We start from the raw sequence: 11,851 nt of genomic DNA on the forward strand, positions 1-11,851 counted from the left end.
CTCGACCGGCCGCGAGGGACTTTCGGCCGTGCCCTTCGGCCTTCAGTCTCGTGCCTTTGGGCCCGGCTCCAGAGGTGGCCGCGCGGCGGCCGCGGCACTAGAGTCGAACCGTCTGTTGTGAACGATCCAAAGAGGTCCGCGCCAGTTCTGGCCGCGAGCCCACGAGCAGAGAGTCCTGAACCCCCATGACCGTCCGACGCGTTGCCCTGCTCACCGCCGGTGGCCTCGCCCCGTGCCTGTCCTCGGCTGTCGGAGCGCTGATCGAGCGCTACACCGAGCTCGAGCCGGAGATCGAGATCATCGCCTACGTCAACGGGTACGCCGGCCTGCTCGGCGGCAAGTACCTCACGGTCACCCCGGAGGTCCGGGCCCAGGCGCACCTGCTGCACCGCTTCGGCGGCAGCCCGATCGGCAACAGCCGGGTCAAGCTCACCAACGTCAAGGACTGCGTGAAGCGCGGGTTGGTCCAGGAGGGGCAGGACCCCCTCCACGTGGCGGCCGAGCAGCTCACCAAGGACGGCGTCGACGTGCTGCACACCATCGGCGGCGACGACACGAACACCACGGCGGCCGACCTCGCGGCGTACCTGCACGAGAACGACTACGAGCTCACCGTCGTCGGCCTGCCCAAGACGATCGACAACGACGTCATCCCGATCCGCCAGTCGCTGGGCGCCTGGACGGCCGCGGAGCAGGGCGCGCTGTTCGCCCGCAACATCGTCGCCGAGCACTCCTCCAACCCCCGGATGCTGATCATCCACGAGGTCATGGGCCGCAACTGCGGCTGGCTCACCGCCGCGACCGCGGTGAAGTACCGCGAGTGGGTCGCGGCGCAGGAGTTCTCCGGCTTCGGCGGCAACACCGCCGCGCACTGGGACGTGCACGCGGTCTACGTCCCCGAGCTCGCCTTCGACATCGCCGCCGAGGCCGAGCGGCTCAAGGCGGTCATGGACGAGACCGGCTGCGTGAACATCTTCCTGTCCGAGGGCGCCGGTGTCTCCACGATCGTGGAGGAGATGCTCGCCCGCGGCGAGGAGCCCAAGCGCGACGCGTTCGGCCACGTCAAGATCGACACGATCAACCCCGGCGCCTGGTTCGCCAAGCAGTTCGGCCACCACATCGGCGCTGAGAAGACCATGGTGCAGAAGAGCGGCTACTTCTCCCGCTCCGCCGCCGCCAACGACGAGGACCTGGCGCTGATCAAGGCGTGCTCCGACCTCGCGGTCGACGCTGCCCTGCGCGGCGAGAGCGGCGTGGTGGGCCAGGACGAGGACGCCGGCGACGAGCTGCGGGTCTGCGAGTTCCCGCGGATCAAGGGCGGCAAGGTCTTCGACACCTCCGTGCCGTGGTTCGGCGAGCTGCTCGAGGGCATCGGCCAGCCGGTCGGCGACGCGGTGACGCCCGAGCACTGACCCTCGAGCACTGACCCTCGAGCACTGACCCTCGAGCACTGACACCCGCCTCGCGGCGGCGCGGGGTTGAAGTGGCCCGCGGTTGGGGAACGATCCCAGAGATCCGACTTCGAGATCCGCCTCTGAGATCCGACCCCGACCGAGGAGACCGCGATGAGTTCGAGCACGGCCGAGACCGTCGACGTGAACGGACCGACACCGGACCTGAAGCGGGTGATGGGGCCCAGGCTCCTGCTGCTGTTCATCGTCGGCGACATCCTCGGCTCGGGCGTCTACGCCGTCACCGGCAAGATCGCCGGCCAGGTCGGTGGCATCGCCTGGGCGCCGTTCCTCGTGGCGTTCACGGTCGCGACGCTCACCGCGTTCTCCTACCTCGAGCTGGTCACGAAATACCCCCAGGCCGCCGGCGCCGCGCTGTACACGCACAAGGCGTTCGGCATCCACTTCGTCACGTTCCTGGTCGCCTTCACGGTCGTGTGCTCCGGCATCACGAGCGCGGCGACGTCGTCGAGCCTGCTGTCGGCCAACCTGCTCGTCGGCCTCGACGAGCTCCTCCCGGGCGTTCCCACGGGCGAGACCGCCACGCTGCTCGTGGCGCTCGCGTTCATGGTCGTGCTGGCGCTGATCAACCTGCGCGGGGTCGGCGAGAGCGTGAAGTTCAACGTCGTGCTGACCATCGTCGAGATGACGGCCCTCGCGATCGTGATCGCGATCGGGCTCTGGGTCGTCGGTCGCGGCGACGGTGACCTCTCGCGCATCACGGTCTTCGAGAGCCCGGACCAGAAGGGGATGTTCGCGGCCGTGACGATCGCGACCGCGATCGCGTTCTTCTCGATGGTCGGCTTCGAGGACTCGGTGAACATGGTGGAGGAGACCAAGGAGCCGGAGCGGATCTTCCCCAAGATGATGCTCACCGGCCTGGGCATCGCGGTGATGATCTACATGCTGGTGGCGATCTCGGTGGTCGCGGTGATCCCCGCCGGCGACATCGCCACTCCGCAGAACCCGGAGGCCGGCGTGCTGCTCGACGTGGTCCGGGTCGGGTCCCCGGACATCCCGGTCGACAAGCTCTTCCCGTTCATGACCGTGTTCGCCGTGGCCAACACCGCCCTGATCAACATGCTGATGGCCAGCCGCCTCGTGTACGGCATGGCCCACCAGGACGTGCTGCCGCGGAGCCTGGGCCGGGTGTCCGCGTCCCGGCGCTCGCCGTACACCGCGATCGCGTTCACCACGGTCCTCGCACTCGCGCTGATCCTCGTCGTCCGGCTCCAGTCCGAGAGCAGCATCGTGGTCGCGCTGTCGGGCACGACCGCGCTGCTCCTGCTCGGGGTCTTCACGGTCGTCAACGTCGCCTGCCTGATCCTGCGGCGGGACCCGACGCCCAGCAGGTTCCGGGCGCCCACGGTGTTCCCGGTCCTGGGGGCTCTCGCGTGCGCCTTCCTCCTCGGGCCGTGGGCCCGGCTGGAGGCCGACTTCATCCAGTACCGGATCGCGCTCGGCCTGCTCGGCGTCGGGCTGGTGCTGTGGCTGTTCACCTGGTTCACCAACCGGGGCGTGCGCGCCAAGAAGACCGGCTTCCGCGACATCGAGCACCTGGGGGAGTGACCCGTCGGGTGAGCCCGCGTCTCGCGCCCGGCCACCGAATCGGGGCGAGACGTGCCGCCGCCGTACCCTGGACCGGTGAGCAGCATCCCCGACCTCGCGACCCTGCACGCCCTGGGCGCCGCCCAGCAGCCGTCGTACCCCGACCGCACCGCCGTCGACGCGGCGGTCCAGCGGCTGCGGACGGCACCGCCGCTCGTCTTCGCCGGTGAGTGCGACGAGCTGAAGGGCAAGATCGCGCAGGTCGCGCGGGGTCAGGCGTTCCTGCTCCAGGGCGGCGACTGCGCCGAGACGTTCGCGGGCGTGACCGCCGACAACGTGCGCAACAAGCTGCGCGTGCTGCTGCAGATGGCCGTCGTGCTGACGTACGCCGCGTCCGTGCCGGTCGTCAAGGTCGGCCGGATCGCCGGGCAGTACGCCAAGCCGCGCTCGTCCGACCTCGAGACCCGCAACGGCGTGACGCTGCCGGCCTACCGCGGCGACGCCGTCAACGGCTACGACTTCACCCCCGAGGCCCGGATCCCCGACCCGCAGCGCCTCGTGGACGTCTACAACTCCTCGGCCTCGACGCTCAACCTGGTGCGCGCGTTCGTCACCGGTGGCTATGCCGACCTGCGCCAGGTGCACACCTGGAACACCGACTTCGTCCGCGAGTCTCCGGTCGGCCAGCAGTACGAGGCGATGGCCAACGAGATCGAGCGCGCACTGACGTTCATGAAGGCGATCGGGGCCGACCCCGACGAGTTCCACCGGGTCGACTTCCACTCCAGCCACGAGGCGCTCGTGCTGGAGTACGAGCACGCGCTGACCCGCATCGACTCGCGCACCAGCACGCCGTACGACGTCTCCGGGCACTTCGTGTGGATCGGTGAGCGCACCCGTCAGCTCGACGGCGCGCACGTCGAGCTGATGAGCCACATCCGCAACCCGATCGGCGTCAAGCTGGGCCCGTCGACGTCACCCGACGACGCGCTGGCGCTGGCCGCGAAGCTCAACCCCGACAACGAGCCGGGCCGGCTGACCTTCATCACCCGCTTCGGCGCCGGCAAGATCCGCGACGGCCTGCCGACGCTGGTCGAGAAGGTCACCGCCGCCGGGCTCGAGGTCGCCTGGGTCTGCGACCCCATGCACGGCAACACGTTCGAGGCCAGCTCGGGCTACAAGACCCGCCGCTTCGGCGACGTGATCGACGAGGTCCAGGGCTTCTTCGACGTGCACCGCTCGCTCGGCACCTGGCCCGGCGGCCTGCACGTCGAGCTCACCGGCGACGACGTCACCGAGTGCGTGGGCGGCGGTGAGGACCTGCTCGAGATGGACCTCGGCAACCGCTACGAGTCGGTCTGCGACCCGCGGCTCAACCGGGTGCAGTCGCTGGAGCTGGCGTTCCTCGTCGCGGAGATGCTCCGAGCCACCACGTCCTGAGCCTGCGTCAGGACGGGTCAGCCGTCCTGCGCCAACCTGGCGTGGAGTCCGGCGATGACGGTCTCGACGCCGAACGCCCAGACCTGCTCGTGGTCGCCCACGTCGGTGGCGACCGAGCGCACCAGGGGGAACGACTCGGCCGGGAGCTCGTCGAGCTGGGTCTCGGGCGTGTCGCCGCGCGCCGCCATGCTGCGCTCGGTGCCGATCATCAGGGCCAGGAACGACACGGTCTTGACCGCGGCGAACGCGTCGGCCGGCGCGAAGCCCGCCTCCCGGAAGGCGGCCAGCGCCACCTCGAAGGACGCGGTCGCGAGCGCGCCCTGGACCGGGCGCTGCTGGAGCGCGTGGAAGGCGCCCGGGTGCGTGGCGGCGATGCCGGTGACGGCGCCGGTGAACTGGCGGACCCAGTCCTCCCAGGTGACCGGGCCCGTGGGCAGCTTGGCCTCGGCGAGCAGCATCTCGACGATCCCGTCGGTGACGGCCTCACGTGTCGGGACGTGGTTGTAGAGCGAGGTGACGTGGACGCCGAGCTCGCCGGCGATCCGCCGGAGGGTCACCGCGTCCGGGCCGTCGCGGTCGGCGAGCCGCACTGCGGTCTGCAGGATCCGCTCGCGGGTCAACGCCGCCATGGCCACCTCGTCTCTTGACAAACCTACGCCGTAGGTTAACCCTGACCTACACTGTAGGTCGACGCCGGCTCGCCGGCCGAAGGAGGAATCGTGTCGTTCACCCAGGCCGAGCTCGAGACGAAGCTGGCAGAGCTCATCGACCGTCACCACGTGCCGGGTGCGCAGCTGGCCGTGCTCGACGGCGAGACGATCACCGAGGCGGCGGCGGGGGTGCTCAGCATCCGCACGGGGGCCCCGGTCACCACCGATGCCCTGTTCCTACCCGGTTCGATCGGGAAGCTCTACACGGCGACGCTGGTCCTGATGCTCGTCGACGAGGGCCTGATCGACCTCGATCGTCCGGTGCGAAGCTACCTGTCCGGCTTCGAGGTCCGCGACCACCACGCGCGTGACACCGTGACCGTGCGCGATCTGTTGCGGCACACCAGCGGCTTCGACGGCGACATCTTCATCGACACCGGGCGCGGCGACGACGCGCTCGAGCGGTACCTCGAAGAGATCGCCGACCTCCCGCAGATCTGCGAGCCCGGCGCCGTGTGGAGCTACAGCAACAGCGGCTACGCGATCCTCGGCCGGCTCGTCGAGGTGGTCGCCGGCACGGTCTACGAGACCGCGCTGCGCGACCGGCTGCTCACCCCGCTCGGGCTGAAGCACTCGGTGGTCTTTCCCGAGGAGGCGATCACGCACCCCGTCTCCGTGGGTCACGATCCCGACCCCGAGGACCCCGAGGCCCATGTGGTGAGCGAGCCGTGGGGACTGTTCCGCTCGTGCGGGCCGATGGGCGCCTCGCTCGTCGCGAGCGCCGCCGACGTGATCCGGTTCGCCCTGCTGCACCTCGACGGCGGCGTGAGCGCCGACGGCACCCGCCTGCTCTCCGCCGACCTGGTCGCCGCGGCCCAGGAGCCGCAGGTCACGCTCGTCGACGACACGGTGCTGGGCGAGGCGTGGGGCCTGGGCTGGATCCTGGACCACTTCGGCGACGTCGCCGTCATCGGCCACGACGGGAACTCGCTCGGCCAGAACGCCTTCATGCGGCTGGCGACCGAGCAGCGGTTCGGGTTCTGTCTGCAGACCAACGTCGAGAGTGCGCTCTCGATGTACCGCGAGCTCGCGGCCTGGCTGTTCGGCGAGCGGCTCGGCGTCGCCCCGCGGCAGGACCCGGAGCCGCTCCCGTCCCGGGTGGTGGCCGATGCGGAGCGGTACGTCGGCACCTACCGCCGCGAGGGCCTCTCCTACGAGGTCGCCCGGGCGGGCGACGGATCGCTGGTGGCGAGCGTCGACGTCACCCACGCGGCCGCCGAGCTGCAGAACCTGCCGCCGATGAACGAGCTGCCGCTGATCCCGGTGGAGCGGGACCAGTCGTTCCTGCTCAAGCTGCCGATCGCGGACAGCGAGCTGCTGGCCGTCTTCTTCAACCCCGACGACGACACCGCCACGCCGACGTACCTGCACTTCGGCGGCCGGGCCCACCGGCGGGTGGGGTGACCTGACAGGATCGTCGCGTGATCGACCTGCGCTCCGACACCCTGACGAAGCCCACCGGCGACATGCGTGCGGCGATGGCGCGCGCCGACGTCGGTGACGACGTGTACGGCGAGGACCCGACCGTCGCGCGGCTCGAGGAGCGGGTCGCCGGGCTGCTCGGCCACGAGGCCGCGCTGTTCACGCCGACCGGGTCGATGGCCAACATGCTCGCCGTACGGTCGCTCGTCGGGCCCGGCCAGGAGGTCCTCTGCGAGGCCAGCGCCCACATCGCGCGGGCCGAGCTGGGCGCGCACGGGGCCTACACCGGGCTGACCATGCGCACCTGGATCCACCCGCGCGGCCAGGTCGACCTCGACGCGATCCGCACGATCTTCGCGCCCGACATGGGGCCGTTCTTCGTGCCGACCGCCGCGATCTCGGTCGAGAACACGCACAACTTCGCCGGAGGAGCGGTGCTGCCGCTCCAGGACCTGCGGGACCTGCGGGAGTACGCCACCGGTGTCGGCGTCCGGGTGCACGTCGACGGCGCCCGCATCTGGAACGCCCACGTGGCCACCGGCACGCCGCTCGCGGAGTACGGCGCGATCGCCGACGTGATGTCCGTCTGCCTCTCCAAGGGGCTCGGCGCCCCGGTCGGCTCGTTGATGGCCGGCAGCGCCGACGCGATCGCCGAGGCGCGCATCTGGCGCAAGCGGATGGGCGGCGGCATGCGCCAGGTCGGCATCCTGGCCGCGGCCGGGCTGCACGCCCTCGACCACCACCTCGACCGGCTCGCCGACGACCACGCGCACGCCCGCCTGCTCGCCGAGGCCTGCGGAGTCGACCCCGCGACCGTGGACACCAACATCGTGGTCGTGCGCCGCTCCGACGCCTCCGACTTCGTCGCGGCCGCCCGCGAGGAGGGGGTGCTGGTCTCCGCGGTCGGGCCCACCGCCGTACGCCTCGTCACGCACCTCGACGTCAGTCGCGACGACGCCGAGAAGGCGGCCGCGGTGCTCGGCCGGCTAGCCGGCGCCCACCAGTGACACCTCGCTGATCGCGGTGTAGTCGCGGGCCGCGCGGCCGGTGCCGGGTGCGGAGACCGAGACCAGCCGCAGCGTGACCGTCGTCGTGGTGATGTCGACGTCGACGGACTGCACGCCTGTGGTGTCCTCGAGGTCCTGGGTGACCGTGCTGCCGTCGTCGAAGACCCACTCGACGCGGTCGGTCCGCCGGTTGCCGTGGTACCAGTCCAGCTCGCGGCCGCGGCCGTCGCGAGCGGTCTTGGCGTAGCCGTTGATCAGGCCGACGCTGCGCAGCCTGGTGTCACCGGCGAGCGTCAGCACGATCTCCTTGCCGGTGCCGTCGCCCGGCATCCGCCACGTCGTCTCCGGGATGCCGTCGAGCATGTTGGCGGCCTCGTAGTCGACGGGCTTGCCGCTGATGTCCTGTCCCGGCGGGGCGGTGTCCGGCACCTCGACCTTGGCGCCCGCGGTGACGCCGGACGGGTCCGTGGAGGCGGACGGCCTCCCACTGTCGCTCGAGCCCGGGCCGTCCTGCGTCGAGGCCGAGTCGCGGGGTCCGGTGCGGCCCGCGCCCGCCGGGTCGTCGCCGTCGGAGACCAGCCAGATGCCGAGCCCGGCGACCGCGACCAGGGCGAGGGCCACCAGGGCCCACATGCCCCACGGCGGCCGTGGCCCGCGGTGCTCGGCGTACGGCGGCTCCGGCGCCGGCGGCGGCTCCTCGACCTCGTCGGCGAACAGCGGGAACCGCGGCGACGGCGGGATCGCCGGACGCTCGGCGGTGTCGGTGCGCCAGCCGGCGTCGGTGGGGGCGCGGTCGATGGGGTGACCGCAGTTCGTGCAGAAGCGGCCGACCCCCAGCTCGTGACCGCAGCTCACGCAGAACTTCATCTGACTCCTCGTGGGCCGTCACGCTGGCCCGGCGCCAGACTAGTGGTAGCTCCCGCGCACGAGGGGTGGTGGTCCGAGGGTGCTCGTGCTTTCGCCCGCCGCTGCGCTGCGGGGGAGGGCGACGGGCACCCTCGGACGGCCACAGGCTAGGTCCGCATGGTCGGCACGCGTGGGCGAATGACGGGTACTAGGACCAAAGGGCAGAGGGCACCGCGACACCCTGCTCACACCGCGATGTGCGGCACCTCGCCCTCGAGCTTGCGGCGCGGTGCGAGCTCGACCGTGAGCATCGCGGCCAGCACCATCAGGCCGCCGACGAGCATGCGCATCGTGACCGACTCACCGCCGAGCAGGACGGCGAAGAACGCCGCGAACACCGGCTCCATGCTCATCACGATCGCCGTGCGCGTCGCGGAGAGGTGCGCCTGGGCCCAGGTCTGGCCGAGGAGCGCCAACGCGGCCGGGAAGACGGCCATGTAGAGCACCGAGAGCCAGTCCCGGCCGTTGTCGGGCAGCACGATGCCGTGCGGCGCGCTCGCGACCAGGCAGATCGCCGCGACCATCACCACCTGCAGGATCGACATGCCCAGCGCGTCCCGGGCGCTCGACCAGGCGCCGAGGCCCACGATGTGCAGCGCGTACAGCATGGCGGCGACCAGGGTGAGCGCCTCGCCGTACCCGACCGAGAAGCCCTGCAGGGTCAGCACCGCGAGGCCCGCGGCCGCGAGCAGTACGGCGAGCCAGGTCATCGCGGTGATCCGGTTGTGCAGCAGCACCGCCGCGAACAGCGGCGTCGCCACGACGTACATCCCGGTGATGAAGCCGGAGACGCTCGCAGGGGTGTGCGCCAGGCCGGCGGTCTGCAGGATCTGGGCGACACCGTAGACGCCGCCGAGGACCACGGCCTGCCGGCGTGCCGCGGGGGAGAGCCGCAGCACCGCGCGCGGCGCGACCGCGAGCAGGAGCAGCCCCGCGATCGTGAACCGCACCGCGAGGAAGTCGAGCGTCGGGACCCGGTCCAGCAGGTCGTGGATGAGGAAGAACGTGCTGCCCCACGCGGCGCAGATCGCGAGCAGGGCGGCGGTGGCAGCCACCGTGATCAGCCGGCCGCCGGGCTCGCCCGGCGGCGCGGCCGGGTCGTCGCTCATCGGGCGCGGGGCCGGTTGGTGGTCTTGTGCTCGGGCGCCCGGATCAGGTCGGCGTCGAGGTCCGCACGCCGTGCGACGTAGGAGAACCCGCCCCCGGTGGCGGGGTCGTAGTGCACGACGGTCTCGTCGGCCTGCATCCGCAGCAGCCACCGCTCCACCCGGTCGAGCATGCCGTCGGCCACCTCCATGCCCGCGCGGCGCCGCGCCTCGGTGCGGAGCATCATCAGCGGGTAGGCCCAGCGGTGCCTCTTGTCGACCGCCCAGGGGATCAGGTCGTCGTTGCGCTCCAGGCGGCGGTCGAGCCCCTTGCGGCGGCGGAAGTTCCCCCACATCGAGGGCACGGTCTCGATGTCGTAGCGCCGGCGGTACTCCTCGGCCATCCAGGCGTAGGTCCGGCCCTCCTCGAACCACCGGAGGACCTCGTCCTCGTCCACGATCTTGCGGGTGGGCATGCCTACGCGTCCGTCCTGTCGATCGTGGCGTGCGACCGCAGCTTCTTCAGCAGCGGGATGTCGCGGGTGTCGACGTCGCGCGAGTCGGGCGTCTCCAGGATGAAGGGGACGCCCGCGATCGCCGGGTGGGCGAACAGCTCCAGGAAGGGGTCCTCACCGATGTGGCCCTCCCCGATCCGCTGGTGGCGGTCCTTGAACGCCCCGCGCACGTCCATCGAGTCGTTGGCATGCACGAGCCGCAGCCGTCCGGGACCGCCGATCTCGACGATCCGGTCGACGGTCGCGGTGGTGCCGCCCGGCTCGTCGAGCGGCGCGCCCGCGGCGAACACGTGGCAGGTGTCGAGGCAGATCCCGGCCCGGGGATGGTGGTCGAGCGCGTCGAGGTACGCCGCGAGGTCCTCGACCCCCGCACACAGCGACCGGCCCTGGCCGGCCGTGGGCTCCAGCAGCAGCCACGGGGCCGCGTCGCCGGCCGAGCCGGAGGACAGCGCCTCCAGCAGCGGCAGCAGCCCCTCGCGCACCTGCCGCATCGCGGCGGCGTGCCGCGCGACGCCGTCACCCTCACCGGGGTCGACGTACGAGCCGGTGTGCACGACGACGCCCTCGGCGCCGATCTCGGCCGCCCGCCTGAGGTTGTGGGCCACGGAGGCGACCGAGCGCTCGTACGTCGCCGGCGTGGGCGAGCCGAGGTTCACGAGGTACGGCGCGTGGATGAACACCCGGGTCCCGCGCTCGCCCATCAGGTCGCGGAACCGCCGGTCCTCGGCGGGCCTGCCGGCGCTCAGCGCCCAGCCGCGCGGGTTGCCCGCGAACACTTGGAACGTCTCGCAGCCGACCAGGTCGGCGTTCGCGACCGCGCCGTCCACGAGGCCCTTGCCGACCAACACGTGGGTCCCGATCGGGTTGCGGAGAGTCGGGTCGAGCACCCGCACAACCTAACGGTCAGATGCTGCTCAGATGACACTGAGGGTGATGGTGGACCCCACCGGGACCATCTCGCCGCCACCGGGGCTCTGGGAGAACACGAAGCCGAGGCCGAGGTAGCCGCTGGCGCGCTCGGTGACGACGTGGAAGCCGAGGTCCTCGAGCTCCTGCGTGGCGGCCTCGACGCCCTGGGCGCGGACCGACGGGACCTCGATCAGGTGCGGGCCCTTCGACACCACGAACGAGACCGCGTCGCCGCGGTGCAGCGTGGTGCCCGAGGGCGGGTCCATCGAGATCACGTCGCCCTCGTCGACGGTGTCGGAGTACTCCCGGCCCGAGACGCTCCCGTCGAGGCCCTTCGCGTCCGCCCAGGCGAGCGCGTCGTCGGCGTCCTTGCCGACCCAGTCCTTGAGCGTGACCGGCTTGGGCCCCTTGCTGACCACGAGGTCGACGGCCGCGTCGGGACGCAGCGTGGTGCCGGCCTTGGGCGAGGTGGCGATCACCACGCCCTTGTCGACGGTGTCGGACCACTTCTCGGTGGTCGTGCCGTAGCTGAGGTGGGTCTTGGCGAGCGCGTCCTGCGCCTGGTCGACGGTCATGCCCTTGAGCTTGGGGACGTCGTAGCGCTCCTTGCCCAGCGACAGCGTCACCGTGACGGTGCCGCCGTCGAGCACCTTCGACCCGGGTGCGGGGTCGGTGGCCACGACGTCGCCGGCCGGCACGGTCTCGGAGTAGGCCTCGTCGCCCCAGGCGACCTCGAGCCCGGCGTCCGTGAGCCGCTGCTCGGCAGCGGTGCGGCTCATGCCGAGCACCCCGGGGGTCGAGGTGTAGCGGCCGTCGAGGAACCACCCGGCGCCGGCGCCGGCGCCGGCCACGGTCAGC

At 71.6% G+C, this 11,851-nt stretch carries 11 protein-coding genes; 5 read left to right on the forward strand and 6 right to left on the reverse strand.

Annotation, left to right across the window (positions count from 1 at the left end):
• Positions 1–185 precede the first annotated feature (185 nt).
• The 3 genes from QQZ14_RS24755 to QQZ14_RS24765 all read left to right on the forward strand — a co-directional run bounded on the left by QQZ14_RS24755 (position 186) and on the right by QQZ14_RS24765 (position 4,439).
• On the forward strand, positions 186–1,412 hold the full coding sequence (locus QQZ14_RS24755; RefSeq protein ID WP_284537107.1) for a pyrophosphate--fructose-6-phosphate 1-phosphotransferase: 1,227 nt from the start codon (positions 186–188) through the stop codon (positions 1,410–1,412).
• Between the two features lie 153 nt (positions 1,413–1,565).
• A complete protein-coding gene (locus QQZ14_RS24760; RefSeq protein ID WP_284537108.1) occupies positions 1,566–3,020 on the forward strand; it encodes an APC family permease in 1,455 nt (484 codons plus the stop codon).
• Positions 3,021–3,095: 75 nt separating this feature from the next.
• Positions 3,096–4,439: a class II 3-deoxy-7-phosphoheptulonate synthase gene (locus QQZ14_RS24765; protein WP_284537109.1), complete on the forward strand. Its 1,344-nt coding sequence runs from the start codon at positions 3,096–3,098 to the stop codon at positions 4,437–4,439.
• Positions 4,440–4,456: 17 nt separating this feature from the next.
• Here QQZ14_RS24765 and QQZ14_RS24770 read toward each other — a convergent pair whose 3' ends face one another.
• Positions 4,457–5,068 (reverse strand): TetR family transcriptional regulator, encoded by a 612-nt coding sequence (locus QQZ14_RS24770; RefSeq protein WP_284537110.1) that lies wholly within the window; start codon positions 5,066–5,068, stop codon positions 4,457–4,459.
• A gap of 90 nt (positions 5,069–5,158) precedes the next feature.
• On the opposite strand from QQZ14_RS24770, the gene QQZ14_RS24775 reads away from it, so the two are divergent.
• Complete coding sequence (locus tag QQZ14_RS24775; protein ID WP_284537111.1) at positions 5,159–6,553, forward strand: serine hydrolase domain-containing protein; 1,395 nt, start codon at positions 5,159–5,161, stop codon at positions 6,551–6,553.
• 17 nt (positions 6,554–6,570) lie between these two features.
• A complete protein-coding gene (locus tag QQZ14_RS24780; RefSeq protein ID WP_284537112.1) occupies positions 6,571–7,578 on the forward strand; it encodes a threonine aldolase family protein in 1,008 nt (335 codons plus the stop codon).
• On the opposite strand, the gene QQZ14_RS24785 is transcribed toward QQZ14_RS24780, so the two are convergent.
• The 5 genes from QQZ14_RS24785 to QQZ14_RS24805 form a co-directional block, all read right to left on the reverse strand.
• The gene (locus tag QQZ14_RS24785; RefSeq protein ID WP_284537113.1) at positions 7,558–8,445 is read right to left on the reverse strand and encodes a zinc ribbon domain-containing protein; all 888 of its coding nucleotides are present in this window, start codon (positions 8,443–8,445) and stop codon (positions 7,558–7,560) included. The two genes, QQZ14_RS24780 and QQZ14_RS24785, sit on opposite strands and share 21 nt — an antisense overlap.
• A 224-nt stretch (positions 8,446–8,669) precedes the next feature.
• Positions 8,670–9,593, reverse strand: a complete 924-nt coding sequence (locus QQZ14_RS24790) for a DMT family transporter (protein WP_284537114.1) — start codon at positions 9,591–9,593, stop codon at positions 8,670–8,672.
• Entirely contained in the window at positions 9,590–10,045 is a 456-nt protein-coding gene (locus QQZ14_RS24795; protein WP_284537115.1) for a hypothetical protein, read from the reverse strand. The genes QQZ14_RS24790 and QQZ14_RS24795 overlap by 4 nt, the downstream gene beginning before the upstream one ends.
• Before the next feature lie 2 nt (positions 10,046–10,047).
• Positions 10,048–10,971, reverse strand: a complete 924-nt coding sequence (locus QQZ14_RS24800; RefSeq protein WP_284537116.1) for a deoxyribonuclease IV — start codon at positions 10,969–10,971, stop codon at positions 10,048–10,050.
• 27 nt (positions 10,972–10,998) lie between these two features.
• Positions 10,999–11,851 (reverse strand): Stk1 family PASTA domain-containing Ser/Thr kinase (locus tag QQZ14_RS24805; protein ID WP_284537117.1); only part of this gene is annotated, 853 nt, incomplete at its 5' end.

Source organism: Nocardioides sp. T2.26MG-1 (assembly GCF_950101795.1).
Classification (GTDB): Bacteria; Actinomycetota; Actinomycetes; order Propionibacteriales; family Nocardioidaceae; genus Nocardioides.